19 protein-coding genes are annotated in these 16,718 nt (G+C 61.0%); 6 read left to right on the top strand and 13 right to left on the bottom strand.

The annotated features are described in order from the left end of the window. Window positions 1-99: 99 nt before the first annotated feature. The 4 genes from FHU41_RS00090 to FHU41_RS15215 form a co-directional block, all read right to left on the bottom strand. Window positions 100-747 (bottom strand): 4'-phosphopantetheinyl transferase superfamily protein, encoded by a 648-nt coding sequence (locus FHU41_RS00090; protein ID WP_179387660.1) that lies wholly within the window; start codon window positions 745-747, stop codon window positions 100-102. A gap of 5 nt (window positions 748-752) precedes the next feature. Beyond that, window positions 753-3,263 carry a phenylalanine--tRNA ligase subunit beta gene (pheT, locus tag FHU41_RS00085; protein WP_179387659.1) on the bottom strand — a complete coding sequence of 837 codons (2,511 nt, stop codon included), beginning with the start codon at window positions 3,261-3,263 and terminating at the stop codon, window positions 753-755. Continuing rightward, window positions 3,263-4,321, bottom strand: coding sequence for a phenylalanine--tRNA ligase subunit alpha (gene pheS, locus FHU41_RS00080; protein WP_179387658.1), 1,059 nt, complete (start codon window positions 4,319-4,321; stop codon window positions 3,263-3,265). The genes pheT and pheS overlap by 1 nt, the downstream gene beginning before the upstream one ends. A gap of 201 nt (window positions 4,322-4,522) precedes the next feature. Then, the gene (locus FHU41_RS15215) at window positions 4,523-4,645 is read right to left on the bottom strand and encodes a hypothetical protein (protein WP_281360493.1); all 123 of its coding nucleotides are present in this window, start codon (window positions 4,643-4,645) and stop codon (window positions 4,523-4,525) included. Between the two features lie 194 nt (window positions 4,646-4,839). Between FHU41_RS15215 and FHU41_RS00075 the strand changes: the two genes are divergently transcribed. Next, window positions 4,840-5,472 (top strand): SIMPL domain-containing protein, encoded by a 633-nt coding sequence (locus FHU41_RS00075; protein ID WP_179387657.1) that lies wholly within the window; start codon window positions 4,840-4,842, stop codon window positions 5,470-5,472. A 213-nt stretch (window positions 5,473-5,685) separates the two neighbouring features. On the opposite strand, the gene FHU41_RS00070 is transcribed toward FHU41_RS00075, so the two are convergent. After that, on the bottom strand, window positions 5,686-7,173 hold the full coding sequence (locus FHU41_RS00070; protein WP_179387656.1) for a long-chain-fatty-acid--CoA ligase: 1,488 nt from the start codon (window positions 7,171-7,173) through the stop codon (window positions 5,686-5,688). A 156-nt stretch (window positions 7,174-7,329) separates the two neighbouring features. On the opposite strand from FHU41_RS00070, the gene FHU41_RS00065 reads away from it, so the two are divergent. Further along, complete coding sequence (locus FHU41_RS00065) at window positions 7,330-8,439, top strand: Rv2578c family radical SAM protein (RefSeq protein WP_179387655.1); 1,110 nt, start codon at window positions 7,330-7,332, stop codon at window positions 8,437-8,439. Between the two features lie 10 nt (window positions 8,440-8,449). On the opposite strand, the gene FHU41_RS00060 is transcribed toward FHU41_RS00065, so the two are convergent. After that, the gene (locus FHU41_RS00060) at window positions 8,450-8,638 is read right to left on the bottom strand and encodes a DUF5302 domain-containing protein (RefSeq protein WP_343046203.1); all 189 of its coding nucleotides are present in this window, start codon (window positions 8,636-8,638) and stop codon (window positions 8,450-8,452) included. 105 nt (window positions 8,639-8,743) lie between these two features. Here FHU41_RS00060 and FHU41_RS00055 point away from each other — a divergent pair, with 105 nt between their 5' ends. Beyond that, a complete protein-coding gene (locus tag FHU41_RS00055) occupies window positions 8,744-9,133 on the top strand; it encodes a bleomycin resistance protein (protein ID WP_218846879.1) in 390 nt (129 codons plus the stop codon). A 122-nt stretch (window positions 9,134-9,255) separates the two neighbouring features. Here the strand turns inward: FHU41_RS00055 and FHU41_RS00050 are convergent, their stop codons facing one another. Then, window positions 9,256-9,726, bottom strand: coding sequence for an NUDIX domain-containing protein (locus FHU41_RS00050; RefSeq protein WP_179389032.1), 471 nt, complete (start codon window positions 9,724-9,726; stop codon window positions 9,256-9,258). A gap of 63 nt (window positions 9,727-9,789) precedes the next feature. Here FHU41_RS00050 and FHU41_RS00045 point away from each other — a divergent pair, with 63 nt between their 5' ends. Beyond that, the gene (locus FHU41_RS00045) at window positions 9,790-10,983 is read left to right on the top strand and encodes an MFS transporter (RefSeq protein ID WP_179387653.1); all 1,194 of its coding nucleotides are present in this window, start codon (window positions 9,790-9,792) and stop codon (window positions 10,981-10,983) included. Here the strand turns inward: FHU41_RS00045 and FHU41_RS00040 are convergent. Continuing rightward, on the bottom strand, window positions 10,937-11,926 hold the full coding sequence (locus tag FHU41_RS00040) for a cation diffusion facilitator family transporter (protein ID WP_179387652.1): 990 nt from the start codon (window positions 11,924-11,926) through the stop codon (window positions 10,937-10,939). The two genes, FHU41_RS00045 and FHU41_RS00040, sit on opposite strands and share 47 nt — an antisense overlap. Before the next feature lie 169 nt (window positions 11,927-12,095). On the opposite strand from FHU41_RS00040, the gene FHU41_RS00035 reads away from it, so the two are divergent. Beyond that, entirely contained in the window at window positions 12,096-12,362 is a 267-nt protein-coding gene (locus FHU41_RS00035; protein WP_179387651.1) for a GlsB/YeaQ/YmgE family stress response membrane protein, read from the top strand. Between the two features lie 108 nt (window positions 12,363-12,470). Here the strand turns inward: FHU41_RS00035 and FHU41_RS00030 are convergent, their stop codons facing one another. The 4 genes from FHU41_RS00030 to infC form a co-directional block, all read right to left on the bottom strand. Beyond that, window positions 12,471-13,394, bottom strand: coding sequence for a TrmH family RNA methyltransferase (locus FHU41_RS00030; RefSeq protein ID WP_425503216.1), 924 nt, complete (start codon window positions 13,392-13,394; stop codon window positions 12,471-12,473). A gap of 4 nt (window positions 13,395-13,398) precedes the next feature. After that, on the bottom strand, window positions 13,399-13,782 hold the full coding sequence (rplT, locus tag FHU41_RS00025) for a 50S ribosomal protein L20 (RefSeq protein WP_179387649.1): 384 nt from the start codon (window positions 13,780-13,782) through the stop codon (window positions 13,399-13,401). Between the two features lie 102 nt (window positions 13,783-13,884). Further along, window positions 13,885-14,079, bottom strand: a complete 195-nt coding sequence (gene rpmI / locus FHU41_RS00020) for a 50S ribosomal protein L35 (protein ID WP_179387648.1) — start codon at window positions 14,077-14,079, stop codon at window positions 13,885-13,887. Between the two features lie 76 nt (window positions 14,080-14,155). Beyond that, entirely contained in the window at window positions 14,156-15,220 is a 1,065-nt protein-coding gene (infC, locus tag FHU41_RS00015) for a translation initiation factor IF-3 (RefSeq protein ID WP_425503215.1), read from the bottom strand. 327 nt (window positions 15,221-15,547) lie between these two features. Here infC and FHU41_RS00010 point away from each other — a divergent pair, with 327 nt between their 5' ends. Then, complete coding sequence (locus tag FHU41_RS00010) at window positions 15,548-15,925, top strand: DUF1844 domain-containing protein (protein WP_179387647.1); 378 nt, start codon at window positions 15,548-15,550, stop codon at window positions 15,923-15,925. A 179-nt stretch (window positions 15,926-16,104) separates the two neighbouring features. Here the strand turns inward: FHU41_RS00010 and FHU41_RS00005 are convergent. Next, the coding region (locus FHU41_RS00005) for an MFS transporter (protein WP_179387646.1) at window positions 16,105-16,718 on the bottom strand (614 nt) is incomplete at its 5' end.

The following is a 16,718-nucleotide window of genomic DNA, read 5'->3' as shown; positions in this document are numbered from 1 at the left end:
TTTCGGCGCCCGTAATTACGGGCGCATCGAAGGGAAACGGGTGCCGATTCGAGCCGATTTGGGCTGATTTGAGCCGATCGAGCTGATTTGGGCCGATGCTCAGCGCAGAACAGCCAGTGCGACGGCGTATTCCTCCGGCAGCCCGAGCGATCGCGGTTCAAGATCAACAAGCCCGGAATTCGTAGAATCGATGCCAGTAGGCCGAACGCGCAGACCACTCCCCCAGGCCTTCACTAAAGCCTCCTTGCGGGCCCAGCATCGAGCCCGAAAACCGTCGCGCTCGGCCACCGGTAGTGCGTCCAAAGCGAGCCGTTCCGCGGCACTCAGTACGCCGTCGTCGAACCCGGCGAAGGAAACCCTATCGATTCGTTCCAGGTCAACGCCGAGGCGCGTCGAAATTCCCGGATGAGCGGCGAAAACCGCCCACGGCCCGCTGTCGGAGCTACTCAACGCCCAGGGAATCGGCTCGCCAGAACCCAGAACAAACCCCGGCCGACCATGATCGACACCCCGACCATGATCCGGACAAGAATAATCCGGCACCAGTGAATCCGCAGCTAACCCAGCGAGGCTAGCCACAAAACTCCGCAAAGCCGTCCTGCGAGCCAGGAATCGCTGACGCAATTCCTCGGTCGCATAGCGCTCTGCGCGAGCCAACTCGGCGGCAGACAACCACTCCGTCCGAGGCATAACCTCGGCCAGCAGCACCGCCGAGATCACGGCGTCCCCCAGTTTCAACGGAACCACGAAACTCAGCGCAGCACGGCCCCGAACGCCTCTGCCGCAGCACTCACAGCAGCCTGCCGAGCCTCGGTAGCCTCTTCGGCGGTCAACGTCCGGTCATCCGCCCGGAAGCGCAGGCCGAAGGCCAGGGATTTCTTGCCCTCCGGAATGCCCACTCCGCGATAATCGTCAAACAACGAAACATCTTCCAGCAACTCGCCAGCCCCGGCACGAAGCACCTCCAGCAACTCACCGGCAGGCACCTCTGCGGAAACCAGCAAAGCCACATCCTGAGTAGCTACCGGAAAGCTGGAAATCGACTTCGCCACAATCACATCGGCGGCAGCGGCGAACAGCGCATCGGCATCCAGTTCCACCGCGACGGTGCGCTCCGGCAGGTCCGATTCGGCCAGTAACTTGGGATGCAGTTCACCCGCCACCCCGATCACGGTGCCGTCGCGCAAGCTCAGTTGCGCCGTCCGTCCCGGATGGAAAGCAGGGTGGCTGCCCTGAACGCTGAGCAGTTCCACGCCCAAAACCTCGGCGGCCAGGAACGCAACGTCAAGAGCATCGGCATAGTCCCACGCCGCACCGCCCGGATTCTTCCCGGTCAACACCGCGGCGAGGTGCAGCGGCTGGTCCGGAACGCCGTCGTACAGCCCGTCCAGCACCTCATCGCTGGGCCGCGCGCCGAGCGGCGGAATCGAACTGGTGCCCATCGTCTCGCCGGGCAGGAACACTGCACCGGTTTCGAAAAGCTGAAGATCACGGAAGCCACGGGAGAGGTTCCGCTTGACCACCTCCAGCAAGCCGGGTAGCACCGCGGTGCGCAGATAGCCGAACTCTTCGCTCAGCGGATTGGCCAGCTTGACGGCCTTCACACCCTGTCCGAAGAGCTCATTAGCGGCCTTCGAGACGAAGGGGTAAGCAGAGACCTCGATGAGTCCCGAATCGGCAAGTGCCTGGAGCAGTCGACGGCGTTGCTGCTGTACCCGGGTCAGGCCACGGCCGGGCGGGGCCACCGGAAGCACCGAGGGGATCTTGTCGTAGCCGACCAGCCGGGCGATTTCCTCGGCCAGATCGTCCTTGGTCTCCAGATCGGGACGCCAGCTAGGTGCCGTTACCTGATAAGAAGAACCCGAACCGGAAACCGAAGCGCCGAGGTCACGCAGGCTGGTTTCGATCTGCTCCGGGCTGAAGTCCAGGCCAATGCGGGCACTCGGGTAGTCCGCCGGAAGCTCGATAAGCGCCGCCTCTGGTTCCACTCCGACGTCGGTTCCATGCGGGTCCGCCACGCCTCCGGCCAGCTCGACCAACAGGTCAACGGCTCGCTGTGCGGCGATATCGGCAACCCGCCAATCCACCCCGCGCTCGAAGCGCTTGGACGCCTCGGAAGGTAGCTTATGACGGCGGCGGGAGCGACCGATGGAAACCTCTTCGAAGTGCGCGGCCTCAATCAGGATGTCGGTCGTTTCCGCACTCACTTCGGTGCTGGCACCGCCCATCACCCCGGCCACGCCAATCGGACCGGAATCGTCGGTGATCAGCAGATCCTCGACGTCCAAGGTCCTGGTCTTCTCATCCAGGGTGGTGATCGTCTCCCCCGCGGCGGCACGCCGAACCACAATGGCGCCACGCAGCTTATCCGCATCGTAGAAATGCAGCGGCTGACCCAGCTCCCACATCACGTAGTTAGAAATATCCACCGGCAAGGAGATGGACCGGATACCAGCCAGCCGCAAGCGGGAAACCATCCACTGCGGGCTCGGCACGGACTGATCGATACCGCGGACTACGCGGGCTACGAAGCGATCCGCACCGGGCTTGCTGTGGATCGGGGCCGCATCTTCGATCCGTACCGGGTACCCCTGTCCGTCCGACGGCGGCACCACCGGAAGCGAGGCCGGGTCGGTGAACGCGGTGCCGGTGGCGTGCGCGTATTCGCGGGCGATGCCACGGATCGAGAAGCAGTAGCCCCGATCCGGGGTGACATTGATTTCCGCGGCTTGATCGTGCAAACCGAGCAACTCATACACCGAGGTACCCAGTTCGGGGTCCAGACCCAGGGTGGAGAGCACTACGATGCCGTCGTGATCCTGGCCGATGCCGAGTTCGCGGGAGGAGGCGATCATACCGGCCGAAACGTGACCATAGGTCTTTCGCGGCGAGATCTTGAAGTCGCCGGGCAGCACGGCACCGGGCAGGGTGACAATAACCTTGTCTCCCTCCACAAAGTTGTGCGCCCCGCAGACAATGCCTTGCACGCCGTCGGGCGAAATCCCTTCGCCCTCCAGGGTCTGCGTCGAGCCCTCGGGAACCACCCGAACCTGGCACCAGTTGATGGTCTTGCCATTGCTCTGTGGCTCTTTGACCAGCGAGATTACCTGGCCCACCACGATGGGGCCGGAGAGGCTATCGCTGGGCCGGTGCACGGCCTCTTCTTCTAGGCCAACCTTGACCAGTTCGGCCATCACATCTTCTGCGGTCGCTTCCGCAGGAACTGCTGCGAACTCGCGCAGCCAAGTCAGTGGAATACGCATTAGATCTCCATCCCAAAGTGCTCGCTGAACCGTACATCGCCTTCGATCATGTCGCGCATATCGGAGACTTCATTGCGGAACATCAAGGTCCGCTCAATGCCCATGCCAAAGGCAAATCCGGAATATTCCTCCGGATCGATGCCAGCGGCGCGCAGCACATTGGGGTTGACCATGCCGCAACCGCCCCATTCGATCCAGCGCGGGCCACCCTTGGCTCCCGGGTGCCAGATGTCCAGCTCGGCGGAAGGCTCGGTGAAGGGGAAATAGTTCGGCCGCAAGCGGATCTGCGCTTCGTCACCGAACATCTGGCGCGCGAAGTGTTCCAGGGTTCCGCGCAGGTTCGCCATCGAGAGATTCTTATCGATAGCCAAGCCCTCGAACTGGTGGAACACCGGGGTGTGGGTAGCATCGAGCTCGTCGGTACGGAAGGTCTTTCCTGGGCAGAGCACGTAGATCGGCAGCTCACGCTCCAGCATCGAACGCACCTGTACCGGTGAGGTGTGCGTGCGCAGCACCAGGTGCGCTTCCGGTGGCTCCACGAAGAAGGTGTCCTGCAATTCGCGGGCCGGGTGGTCCGGCTTGAAGTTCAGCGCGTCGAAGTTGAACCATTCGGATTCCAGCTCGGGCCCCTCGGCGATTTCCCAGCCCATCCCGACGAAGATATCGGCCACCCGTTCCTGCAGGGTGGACAGCGGGTGCCTGGCACCGGCACGACGGCGGCGCGGAGCGGCCGTGACGTCCACGGTCTCCTCGACCAGAATCCGCTCGGACGCTTCGGCCTCCAGCACTTCGGTGCGAGCCGCGAGCGCCTGGTTGACGGCTCCACGGGAGGCTCCCATCAGTTTGCCCGCCGTTGCTTTCAGCTCATTGGGCAAGCCCTTAATGCCGCGGTTGGCCAGGCTGAGCGGAGATTTCTCCCCGCTGTGCGCCAATCGAGCGGCTTTAAGCTCTTCCAAGTCACTGGCTGCGGCGATGGCCGCGAGCGCGTTCTGCACGGCCGCTTGGAGCGCGGCCTCGTCGGTCGGATCTGGGACCTGTTGGTCCAGCTGTTCGGTCATAGAAAAGTACCTTGCACGATGAGGTTGGTTGAAAAACGTCGAAATCGGTGGAGATGCCTGCTCCAGTCTATGCAATAGCATCGTGCCATGACCGCATTCGCCCGGTGTAGACAGGCCATCAACCTGGTGAATCTCAGTACGCCACTGGGATGTTTGCTCGCAGTAACAAACCACAGGAGACTGCGGAAAGGCCCGTTCGGCCTACTGCTCGCCCCCGGCTACAGTCGGTCCTGGCCCAAAGCCCAGGCGTTTACGGTGGGCAATGTGGTGTTGCTCCGGGATGCTGACCTCGATCCGGTTCTTCTCCAGCATGAATCCCGGCACGCCAGTCAGTATTTGGCCTGTCTGGGCCTGCCCTTTCTTCCGCTCTACTGCGCTGGAGCTGCTTGGTCCTGGTGGCGTTGCGGAGAGGTGGGGGCCAGGAATCCCTTCGAACGCTGGGCAGGACTCGCCGAAGGCGGCTACCGTGAGAGGGAAACCATTCCGCGTTTCGTCCGACTCCAGGAGAGGACTGCCCGATGGAGACGAGCAATACGATCACGGTGACCGGTCACGGCGCCGCTAGCCAGGCACCAGATACCCTCACCCTCAATATCGGTGTGGAGACCGTTCGTGCCAGCCTGACCGAGGCCTATCAGGATGCCGCCTTGTCGATGCGGGCGGTGCAGTCTGCCTTGGACAAGCTTGAATTGGACCGCAAGGACAGCAGCACCAGTGGGCTCTCACTGCGTGCCGAAACCGCCTGGCAGGAGGGTAAGGGCAATGTGACCACCGGCTACAACTGTTCCAGTACTCTGACGGTCCGGCTCTCCCTGCAAGGGGTCGCGGAGCAGGCAATCGCGGCCATCATCGAAGCGGGCGGTGATGATGTGCGGCTCAACGGCTTGCAGCCCAGCATCTCCGATCCAGCCGAGGTGGCCGAACAGGCCCGCACCTTAGCCTGGGCAGATGCGGCCCGGAACGCCGCCCATTTCGCCGAATTAGCCGGTCGGAGCCTGGGCAAGGTGCTGGAGATTGCCGAAAGCCAGGAGCACTCCCCGCATCCGCTCGAGCGGATGGACAAGGTGACTTTTAGTGCCATCAGCATGCCGATTGAGGCGGGCGAAAGCGCCGTAACCGCAAGCGTCCGAGTGACCTGGGAACTGGCTTAGCCCGACTCGAAACCGCCGCACCAAGCATCACCCGCCCAAATTTCCTACCGTTCCCAACCCATCTGTCCCACTTCCCAGCTGTCCCGCCTCCCAGCTGTCCTGCCTCCCAGCTGTCCCACTGAATGTTGCTCATGAGGCAAAAGTTCGCTCGATGTTGTCACACCAGCAACATCTGCAACATCGAGTGGGATAGCTGGGAAGAACCTACAGGGGCTAGACGCTGATTTCTCGTTTCAGAATCTTTCCGGTTGGGCCCTTGGGGAGTGCGTCAACAATGTGCACCTCGCGCGGGTACTTATAGGCGGCGATCCGGTCCTTGACGAAATCTCGGATTTCCGCGCTCAGCTCGGCGGTGCCAGCGAAGCCGGGTTTGAGCGAGACCACGGCGATCACTTCTTCGCCGTGCACCTCGTCCGGACGGCCCTTGACCGCGGCCTCGGCCACCGCCGGATGCTCGTAGAGGACTTCCTCCACTTCGCGTGGATAGACGTTGTAACCGCCGCGCAGAATCATGTCCTTCTTCCGGTCGACGATGAAGAACACACCGTCCTCGTCCTGCTTTGCCAGGTCTCCGGTGTAGAACCAGCCATCTCGAATCGCCGTCTCGGTGGCCTCGGGATTCCGCCAATAACCCTTCATCACGTACGGGCCAGCCACCGCCAACTCGCCGACCTCTCCGCGCGGAACTTCATGACCGGCGTCGTCGGACACTCTGAGCTGGGCACCGCGCACCACGGTACCGATCGAGCCGGCCTTGCGGATGCCGTCGCGCTGATTGAAGGCGACCACCGGTGAGGTTTCGGAGAGCCCATAGCCCTCCAGCATGGTAGCCCCGAAGGTCGATTCGAATTCGTGCAGTACCTCCACCGGCAACGGCGCCCCACCGGAGACCGCCACCTTGAGCGAGGAGAGGTCGTAGTTCTGCTTGTCCGGAGTGCGCAAGGTGGCGATGTGCATGGTGGGCACACCCATGAAGATGGTCACCTTGTCCCGCTGGATAATCTCCAAGGCCTTCACGGGGTCGAATTTAGGTAGCAAAGTCACCATGGCACCTGCGGTAATCGCGGCATTGAGGGCGCAGGTCTGGCCGAAGATGTGGAAGAACGGCAGGCCTCCGAAGAGCACATCCCCCAGGCCCATATCAAAAAGGTCCCGCGAGAGCTCCGCATTGCCGAGCAGATTCGCGTGGGTCAGCTCGGCCCCCTTGGGCCTTCCTGTGGTGCCCGAGGTGTAGAGGATCACCGCGGTGTCATCCGGCTCCACCTCCGCGAGCTCACTGATTGGATCGGTGCCAGCCAGCAACGGCAGCAGTTCCGCGTCAAGAGGTACGACGGCGGTGCCGGCGGCTTCGGCTCCCGGCGTCACCTGATCTAGTACCCCCTCCCAGGCGAAGGCCAAGGACGCCTCGGAGTTACGCAAGTGGTACTCCACTTCACGAGCCTTGAGCAGCGGATTGAGCGGCACCACCACGGCACCATAACGCAAGATTCCGTAGTAGATCACCGGCATCTGCGGTAGATTCGGGCTAATGAGCGCCACCCGCTCCCCGGGCTTCACCCCGCGCTTCGCCAAAAGACCTGCAACCTTGGCGCTGAGCCCGTCAAGGGCCGCGTAGCTCAGCTCTATCTCATCCAGTTTGATCGCCGTCGCTTCCGGCTGCCGGGCGGCACTATTGCTGAGGATGCTTGCCACATTTGGCATGGTGGTCTCCTTTGACGCGGCGAGCAATTGGCTCGGATCGGCAATCAGATATTTTTATCAAAGCAATTTAGATCCTGTTCTTTAATCGTAGCGCCCCTGTCTAGAGATCCGTCCTCAGATATTGAAATATTTTCGAATATATGTTCGAATACTCTCATGCGATGGGAATCCCAGCAGATCTCGACGGCGGAGCCACCTTCCGCCCAGAACGGTGCGGTCCTGCCCGAACAGCAGGTTCTCCAGACCGCGCTGATGCCGCTGAAAGGATTCCTGCGTTCGGTAAACACCCCGGATTTTGCCGGTGTGACTTTTCATGAGGTGCTCTCCAAATCGGTGCTGAACAAGGTTCCGCAAACCTCCTCCATGCCGTTCCAATGGACCATCAACCCCTATCGCGGCTGCTCCCACGCCTGCGTCTACTGCTTCGCCCGGAACACGCACACTTATTTGGATTTCAACCCCGGTCTGGACTTTGATTCCCAGGTGGTGGTGAAGGTGAACACCGTGGAAGTTCTGCACCGCGAAGTCATGAAGGCCAGCTGGCAACGGCAGCAGGTGGCTTTGGGCACTAATACCGATCCCTATCAGCGGGCCGAAGGCCGCTACAAGTTGATGCCCGGCATCATTCGAACCCTGGCTGACTCGGGTACGCCATTCTCCATTTTGACCAAAGGAACTCTGCTATCCCGAGACCTTCCGCTGCTCAAGGAAGCGGTTCGGCAGGTTCCTATCGGGATGGGTATTTCACTGGCCCTCACCGACGAGACAATCGCAAAGGTTCTGGAGCCGGGCACGCCTTCACCGAAGGCTCGTTTGAGCCTGATCTCCCGGTTACGCGAGGCCGGCTTGCCCTGCGGTGTGATGGCGATGCCCATCCTGCCCTGGCTCACGGATAGCGATGAAGCCCTGGACTCTCTCTTTTCCGCGCTCGCGGCCGCAGGAGCCACCGGTGTCACGGCGGGGGCCTTGCACCTTCGCCCCGGAACCCGGGAATGGTTTATGGCTTGGCTAGCCAAGCAGCAGCCGAAACTGGTGGGTAAATACCGACAACTCTACGGTTCGGGCTCTTACGCGCCTAAGGAATATCGGCAGTGGCTCGGCCAGAAGGTCCACGCAGCCAAGGCCAGACACGGCTTTGCGGGTAGCCAGGCCTATATGCACCGCACCGTTTTGGACGCCCGGACCGAGGAGGCACAGTATCCAGAAGGCAGCTTGCCTCTGATTGAGGCCAAGCCTCGGAAGGTCGCCGAACCTACCTTGTTCTAGAGCACTAGGCTCAGCCGCTCTTCCGGCGGAATTCGCGCTTGGTCGACGCAGAGGCATGCTCATGGCCGATCTTCGAACTCTTCGCGCCCTCCACAGTGGCGTGATGCTGAGCATTCTTCCGCTCCAAGGCCTCCCGGAACTTCCGTTTGGTCTCCTCGCTTGTGGATGCGTGCTCCTGGCTATCTTCAGCTTCTGACACAGACTTCTCCTCGCTGGAAAACTTACTAGGTCCCCCAGTCTGGCACAGTCCGGACTCGCGGCGCATGTGCTGGCTATGCCCGCCGCAGCCCGCTAGGCTCGCAGCATGGTCAACGAGGTCAAAACCATCAGCTTCGAACAAATCGCTCCGGTCTTCCCCGTCACCGATCTGGAGCGCTCCATTGCGCACTATTCGGCTCTCGGCTTCGAGGTGACCAAATACGAAGGCGACGAGGACTACGCCTACGCCAAAAGAGATAGGGTTCGGGTCCACCTGTGGCAAGCTCCGGGAATCGATCCGGAGACCAATTTCTCCTCGGCGTTCATTGAGGTCAACGATGCCGATGCACTAGCCGCGGATTGGAAGAAGGTCTCCGACGCTTCCACCTTGAACTGCCCCACCAGTCTCCCGGTGGATACCGAATATGGACTCCGCGAAGGCGCACATGTTGACCTAGACGGCAATCTGCTCCGCTTCGCTCACCGAATCGACTAAGAACTCAGTCCCACCGAGTCAGCCAACTCACTGGGCTGGGGCGTTCCAGCCCAGACAGATCTCCAACTCAGGGGGATCTGGTGTTGGGCTGGCGGCCGGGCTCAGCCCAGGACCCGGAGCAATCAGCCCAGCACCCGGAGCAATTCGGCGACAATCGGGAAATCAGCCGGGATCCAAGGCAGCGCCATGATCAACTCCGGATCACTCAGCGGCATCCAACGCAACTCATCGTGATCTTCCAAAGGTGTGGGCACGCCGTCGGCAATCGCCGCAAGCCAGAGCCGCATCACGGCACCTCCACTGAGTGGCCAGCCCTCCGCTGCAGAACCCAAGGCTGCATCGGCTGCAATAGGCAGTCCCTTGAGGGCGGCCGCTCGCACCGGCAGTTCAGCTCCCAGCACGGCTTCGATTCCCAGTTCTTCGACTAGCTCGCGGAGCAATCCCTGCTCGGCCTCTTCGCCAGGTTCAACCTTGCCACCGGGAAATTCCCAGAGCCCGGCCAGCGCCGCCGGCGCGGTCCGCCGTGCTACCAAGAGCCTTGTTGGCTTGCTCAGATCGTCGAGCAGCGCGGCGCCCACAATTAGCTTCTGCATCACCAGCCCAGTCTATGGGCGATGATGGATGAGTAGAGTCAGTTCACCAGCGGAAGAAACTAGATGCCACAACACGAATACTCCCCCAGACGGGTCGCCGGAGCCATCTTGGCTTTGGCGATTGGCGGCTTTGGCATCGGCACCATTGAATTCGCCATGATGGGGCTGCTGCCTAATGTCGCCGAGGGCATCGGGGTAAGCATTCCGGAAGCCGGGAATCTCATCTCGGCCTACGCCCTAGGAGTGGTGGTCGGCGCACCAATACTCGCGGCAGCGGCAGCGAAGCTGCCCCGCAAGCAGGTAGTCCTGGCTCTCATGGTGTTCTTTACGCTGGCCAATTTCTCCTCCTTTTTTGCCCAGGACTACCCCACTCTGATGCTCACCAGATTCCTCTCCGGATTACCGCACGGCGCATACTTCGGGGTGGCTGCGGTGATTGCGGCTTCCCTGGTAGCCCCGACCAAGCGTGGCCGGGCGATCTCCATGGTGATGTTGGGGCTCTCCATCGCCAATGTGGTGGGTGTTCCCTTAGCCACCTTCATCGGCCAACAGTGGGGTTGGCGACTGCTCTTCATTATGGTGGCCGTGATCGGCGCGATCACGGTATTGAGTATTTGGTGGGTGATCCCACACCAGCCGGCGGCGCACGATGCTTCCTTCCGCGGCGAATTGCGCGCACTCAAGCGTCTGCAGGTCTGGCTTGCCCTGCTGATTGGCATCGTTGGCTTCGGCGGATTCTTCGCCACCTACGCCTATATCGCTCCGACCATGACCGAGGTCACTGGCTTGCCTTCCTCGGTACTGCCCTTCGTCGTCGCCCTCTATGGGGTAGGGATGGTGATCGGCAATGTGGTGGGCGGCCGGCTCGCGGATAAGTCCGTGATGGGCAGCATCTACCTGATGATGGGCGTTATCGCGGTGGTACTGCTGGTATTCAGCCTGGCGGTGCATCAGGCGTGGTCGGCGCTGCCGATGGTCCTACTAATCGGCGCCTCCGGCTCAATGCTGGTCCCCGCGCTACAAACCCGGTTACTTGATGCCTCCCCCGGCGCTCAGTCCCTGGCCTCTTCGATGAATCACTCGGCGCTTAATATTGCCAATGCGCTTGGGGCTTTTCTCGGTGGCCTAGTGATCGCCTGGGGCTGGGGTTATGTGGCTCCTGCCTTGGTGGGAGCCGTGTTAGCCGTGCTTGGCCTTGGCATCGCCCTGCTCAGTGGCTGGGCTGATCGCCGTCAAGCCTCTCAGCAGGCTCAGTAGGCTCAGACTCGGCAGATTCAGGCCGAGCAGGAGAGCTGAAGATGTCAGGTTCCAGATAGATCACCTTGGCAATCGGCACCGCGCTGCGCACCCGCTTTTCAGCCTCGTCAATGGCTCGCGCAATGCTGGCCCCGGTGGCAGCATCGTCCACGGCGATCTTCGCCGCGACTAGTAATTCCTCAGGACCCAAATGCATAGTCTTCAGATGGATGATCCGGCTCACGCCGGGGCCCACCAGGGCGGCCTCAATCGCCGAAACATCCTCTGCGGTAGCGGATTCGCCCAGCAGCAGTGACTTGGTCTCAATGGCCAGCACGATGGCGACCAGCACCAAGAGCAGACCGATCAGGGCGGTGCCCACAGCGTCCCAAACCCCATCCCCGGTAATCAGAGTCATCGAAACACCGAAGAGAGCAAAGAGCAGGCCGATCAGCGCAGCCGAGTCCTCCAGCAGTACCACCGGCAGCTCAGGTGCCTTGGCGGTACGAATGAAGTTGACCCAGCTCCGCTTGCCTCGGGTGTGGTTGGATTCCTTGATCGCGACGTAAAAGGAACGCCCCTCTAGTCCAATGGAGCCGACCAGCACCACGAGCGGAACCCACCACCAGGGACCCTCGAAGCCGTGTGGGTCGTGAAACTTCTCCCAAGCCTCATAGAGGGCGAACAAGCCGCCGACGCTGAACAACACGATGGAGACGATAAAAGCGTAGAGGTAGCGTTCGCGGCCGTAGCCGAAGGGGTGCTGCGGACTAGCTTGCCGTGCCGCGCGCTTGCCACCGACGAGCAGCAACAGTTGGTTTCCAGAGTCCGCCACGGAGTGAATCGACTCGGCGAGCATGGAAGAAGAACGCGTTAGTAGGAACGCCAGAAACTTGAGCACTGCGATCGAGAGATTCGCAATGAGAGCCGCAACAATTGCGCGACTTCCGCCTTCGGTGGACATCTGGTTTTCCTCTTCTACTGATTCATTTGCTCGTAATGAGCGGCTGCAATAACGCTACCGTGCGGTGCCGATCTTCCCAAGCGAGAGCAAAGGAATTTCACCAAGCTAGCGGCTCTTTCGCTGGCAGCGGAGTAAAATAGCTATACCAGTTCAACCAATAGGAGGAATCATGGGTTTCATTGGATGGATCATTCTGGGCTTGGTGGTCGGAGTCATTGTGAAGATGATCATGCCCGGAAAAGTCGGCGGTGGCTGGCTGACAAGTCTAATTCTTGGATTAGTCGGCGGCGTTGTGGGCGGATGGATTGGAAGCTTGCTTTTCAATTCCGGAAAAATGGAATTCTTCAACCTCGGTTCCTGGATTTTGGCTATTGTCGGCGGCTTGGTTGTTGCCGGTATTTGGGGAGCCATTACCGGACGAAAATCGAACGCCTGATTTTCATACTCGCCTGATGTTAAGGCTAGAAGGGCCGGTGCAATTGCACCGGCCCTTCTTTTTAATTCTGTTTTGGAATTTGGCTCTAAGCTCAGCCAAATCCGGTGGCTAACTTGGCCGACGTTGCGCCCTGGCACTGGCATAAAGACACACCGTGCCTGCGGTTCCCAAGTTCAGGCTTTCTGCAGCCCCGTAAACCGGAACCGCCACCCGATGATCGACAAGCTCCAGCTCCGCTGCGGAGAGCCCCTGCGCTTCATTGCCGAAGAGCCAAAGCGTCGGTGACTCTAGCTGATAAGCGGATTCCGGCGTCTGCTGCTCAAAGCTCCTAGCCGCGGATTCATCCTGCAACTGATCGAGATTGAGTGCCCCGTAGCCATCTGCGGCCAACACACCTAGTCCGGCCTTGCGGCATAGCGCGGCAACCGTGCTCGGATCCGCGCCAAGCACTACCGGCAGGTGGAAGAGCGAGCCCGCTGTGGAGCGCACCGCTTTCGGATTGTAAACATCCACACTGGAGTTACTGAAGATCACCGCATCGGCACCCGCAGCATCAGCCGCGCGCAGTAAAGTACCGGCGTTCCCGGGGTCTTGCACTCGACAAAGCAAGGCCAACAGCAGAGGCTTTGCGGCCAACACCTCGCCAAGGGGTACATCAACGAAGCGACAAACCGCAATAATGCCTTGCGGTTTGACGGTGTCCGACATGGCTGCCAGAACTAGTTCGCTGGCAATCCGCATTTGCAGCTGTGATCCGCCGGACTCCTGAGTCGATTCGAAGAACTCGTCGAACTCGGGATAACGGTCCAGACACTCGCGGCTAGCGTAGACCTCATCGACAACGGCGGTGCCACCGGCCACCAAGCAGTCTCGGTGCGCACGTAGTGCCTCCCGGACTGCCTGCGGACCTTCGACTAAGAATTGCCGACGCCGGGTACGCGAAGAGCGCCCGACCAGCTTGGCCACATCCTTAACCCGATCTGCTCGGGGGTTGGTCATGGCATCCGCGAGTGGGCGCCCTTCACGATTCACAGCGTTAGCTGGCTACCGGAGCGGAAGTATCCGAGGGCAGCGCGGCCTTGGCCAGCTTGACCAGGCCTGCAAAAGCAGCGGCGTCGTTGACGGCCAGCTCGGCCAGCATCCGACGATCAACCTCGATCTCAGCAGCCTTGAGGCCCTGGATCAGACGGTTGTAGGTCAGACCATTGGCGCGGGAAGCAGCGTTGATACGCTGAATCCAGAGCCGACGGAAATCGCCCTTACGCTTGCGGCGGTCGCCGTAGCTGTAAACGAACGAATGCAGCAGCTGCTCTTTGGCCTTACGGTACAGGCGCGAACGCTGACCCCGGTAGCCTTTGGCGCGCTCAAGAATAACCCGACGCTTCTTATGGGCGTTGACTGCCCGCTTCACACGTGCCACGTGCGTACTCCTTCATGTCATGCTCTCGGCCTAACGCTGACTACCAGATAGTGCAGTCGCTACCGAGAAGGCTTTAGTAACCGCCGAGGCGGTCGGTTGGTTTTAGACGCCCAGCATCCGCTTGATGGCTTTGGTATCTGCTTTCGCGACGATCTTGTCCGAAGCCAGACGACGGGTCAACGTGCTGGGCTTGTGCTCCAGGTAGTGACGGCGGTTAGCCTGCTGACGCTTCAGCTTGCCACTGCCGGTCAGTTTGAAACGCTTCTTGGCGCCACTGTGGGTCTTCATCTTCGGCATGGGAACCGATCTCCTTTTTCTGTGCTGCGCTATGCCGCCGGGCTCTGCTGAGCCGGGGCGAAGCTCTTGGTACTGATTATTCGGTTGAATCTTTGCTGCTCCGGCTGGCTGCCGGTTTGCTTGCTGCTGGCTTGGCTGCCGAGGGCTTGCTGGCCGCAGGTTTGGCGGCAGCTGGCTTAGCAGTGCTGGCTCGCGGAGCCGCAGGCTTGACCGCGGAAGGCTTAGCCGCCTCAGGCTTGGCTGCTGGCTTCGCCGCAACGGGCTTTACCGCAGCCGCCGGCTTGACGACAGGCTTAGCCTCCGCAGGCTTCACAGCAGCAGGCTTGACCGGTGCCTTCGGCTCCGGGGCTACCTCGGGCTCAGCAGCCTGGGTTTGAACAGCCTCGGGCTGAGCAACCTCGGGCTGGGATTCCTCCACAACCTCAGCGGGTTCCTCAACCGGGGCTTCAACTGCTTCGACGGGTGCTTCGGCTGTAACAGCCTCGGCTTCCGGCTCTACGGCTTCGGACTCTACTACTTCCTCAGCCTTTGGCTTGAGCGCTTCGGGAAGCAAATCTCCCAAGCTCTGCGTCATCGGGCCGGAGCCGTCGACGTCGATCTTGACCTTAGCTTCGTTCGCAGCTTTCGCTTCGGCTCGCTGAGCGGCTCTGCGGGCTTCCGCCTTAGCTTCGGCTTTGTTCTTCAGCGGCCCAATCACCATGACCATGTTCCGGCCGTCGATGCGAGGGGTGGATTCCACCACACCTACTTCGGCGACGTCCTCAGCGAAGCGCTGCAGCAAGCGGATTCCCATTTCGGGGCGCTGCTGCTCACGACCGCGGAACTGGATCATGGCTTTGACCTTGTCTCCGGCACCGAGGAAGCGCAGCGCGTGACCGGTCTTCGTCTCGTAGTCGTGCTTGTCGATCTTGAGTCGGAAGCGAATTTCCTTCAAAACCGTATTGGTCTGGTTCTTCCGGGCTTCACGGGCTTTCACGGCAGCTTCGTACTTGTACTTGCCGAAGTCCATAAGCTTAGCGACCGGCGGCTTGGCCATCGGCGCAACCTCAACGAGATCCAGATCCGACTCGGCGGCCAGGCGCAGGGCGTCTTCGATGCGGACAATGCCGACCTGTTCGCCAGCTGGTCCTACCAACCGCACCTCCGGGACGCGGATTCGATCATTGATTCGTGGCTCGCTAATGTGTGACTCCTGTAGGTCTTAGGTCAGGTCCAGACACCGGACATAAGAGAAGGCCTCCAATTGCCGGTGCAATCGAAGGCCTCAAAGATCAGGCTAACCCGGGCGAAACCGAGTTGCCGACCTGTACCTGGCAACTCCGGCCCGACTCTAAGAGCCAGCGCATTCGGGTCGACAGGTGGGAGAGTTCTCCGCTTGCTAGCCAGGGCCGCTCTGCAAAGCTCAAGGAAACCTGAGCAGACACAGAAAAATAACGACTTCCAGCCGGTCTATGACAAGCTTAGCAGTATGAGCAGCTCCGAAGATAATCTGGCTCCCCGTCCGGAAGATATTGAACAAGCAGCGGTGATTCGCGATATCGCCGAAGTTCCGGCCATTGAGGTGATCAATACGGCAGCTGTACACCTGATGAGCGCGGCCGCGGTCAAGGTTGGCCTGGCCGAAGGTCCCGATGCCGAAGCTCTCACCGATCTCGATGAGGCCCGTAAGTTGATCACCGCCTTGGCCGGCTTCGTCACCGCCGCCGCTCCGGAAATCGGCAGCCAACACGCCGGACCCTTGCGCGACGGTCTCCGGTCCTTGCAGCTGGCCTTCCGCGAAGCATCCCTGCTGCCCGATGCCCCTGGGCAAGGCCCCGGAGAAAAGTTCACCGGCCCCGTCAACTAACTCTCCCAACTATCCCCTCCACCCATCTGTCCCTTCAGCCAACCCAGCTATCCCATTCGGTGTTACCCGTGGGGCAGATGTGCACTCGGACAAGCAACTTCCGCAACACCTGCACCACCCAGTGGGACAGATGGGTGTGCACAGTGGGACAGATGGGTAAAAATCGTTGGCCGGGGGGCTTAGTTATTGGCCAACTTAGCCGCTGGTCGCCGTCGTAACCATTGGACTAGCAGTCCCACCAGCGCGAGTGCGGCGGAGAAAACTCCGACGGCGGCAAAGCCACCCCAGGGTCCCACCAGGTCGATGGCCGCCCCGGCCAGCGGTGCGCCAATGGCACTGCCCAAGGTGATAGCGGAGCCGTACCAGCCCATTGCCTCCCCTCGGCGTTCCTCCGGGACCAGGTTTGCCACCCATTCCGAGCTGGCAGAAAGTACCGGGGCACAGAGCAAACCCGCCGGAATGCTGAGCAGGGCAAGCGCCCAGGTCTCGGTGGCGAAGCCCATCGGCACCGTGAGCAGAGCCATCACTGCGAGCAGCCAGAGTGGATTGATCTTCCGATGCAGAGAACCGTAAATCAGTCCGCCGACAATGGATGCCGCGCACCAGAACACAAAGACAATGCCGATCTGCGACTGCTGCTCGTGCTCGCGGAGCACCGCTACGATGCCCACATCCGTTCCGGTCAGGGTCATCCCGACACCCACGGAAGCAGCCAGCACCGCCAACACCGCAATCGTCAACCAGCTCAAGTGGCTATCGATCCTCCCGCGCAAGCGGTTTAGCGGCCCGGTGC

Source organism: Psychromicrobium silvestre (assembly GCF_013408295.1).
Classification (GTDB): domain Bacteria; phylum Actinomycetota; class Actinomycetes; order Actinomycetales; family Micrococcaceae; genus Renibacterium; species Renibacterium silvestre.
The sequence above is the reverse complement of the archived record's forward strand: the minus strand, read 5'-3'. Positions and strand labels throughout refer to the sequence as shown.

Coding starts and splice junctions, on each gene's coding strand:
- pheT (WP_179387659.1), bottom strand. CDS start 3,263: ATGCGTATTCCACTGACTTGGCTGCGCGAGTTCGCAGCAGTTCCTGCG.
- pheS (WP_179387658.1), bottom strand. CDS start 4,321: ATGACCGAACAGCTGGACCAACAGGTCCCAGATCCGACCGACGAGGCC.
- FHU41_RS00075 (WP_179387657.1), top strand. CDS start 4,840: ATGGAGACGAGCAATACGATCACGGTGACCGGTCACGGCGCCGCTAGC.
- FHU41_RS00070 (WP_179387656.1), bottom strand. CDS start 7,173: ATGCCAAATGTGGCAAGCATCCTCAGCAATAGTGCCGCCCGGCAGCCG.
- FHU41_RS00065 (WP_179387655.1), top strand. CDS start 7,330: ATGCGATGGGAATCCCAGCAGATCTCGACGGCGGAGCCACCTTCCGCC.
- FHU41_RS00055 (WP_218846879.1), top strand. CDS start 8,744: ATGGTCAACGAGGTCAAAACCATCAGCTTCGAACAAATCGCTCCGGTC.
- FHU41_RS00050 (WP_179389032.1), bottom strand. CDS start 9,726: ATGCAGAAGCTAATTGTGGGCGCCGCGCTGCTCGACGATCTGAGCAAG.
- FHU41_RS00045 (WP_179387653.1), top strand. CDS start 9,790: ATGCCACAACACGAATACTCCCCCAGACGGGTCGCCGGAGCCATCTTG.
- FHU41_RS00040 (WP_179387652.1), bottom strand. CDS start 11,926: ATGTCCACCGAAGGCGGAAGTCGCGCAATTGTTGCGGCTCTCATTGCG.
- FHU41_RS00035 (WP_179387651.1), top strand. CDS start 12,096: ATGGGTTTCATTGGATGGATCATTCTGGGCTTGGTGGTCGGAGTCATT.
- rpmI (WP_179387648.1), bottom strand. CDS start 14,079: ATGCCGAAGATGAAGACCCACAGTGGCGCCAAGAAGCGTTTCAAACTG.
- FHU41_RS00010 (WP_179387647.1), top strand. CDS start 15,548: ATGAGCAGCTCCGAAGATAATCTGGCTCCCCGTCCGGAAGATATTGAA.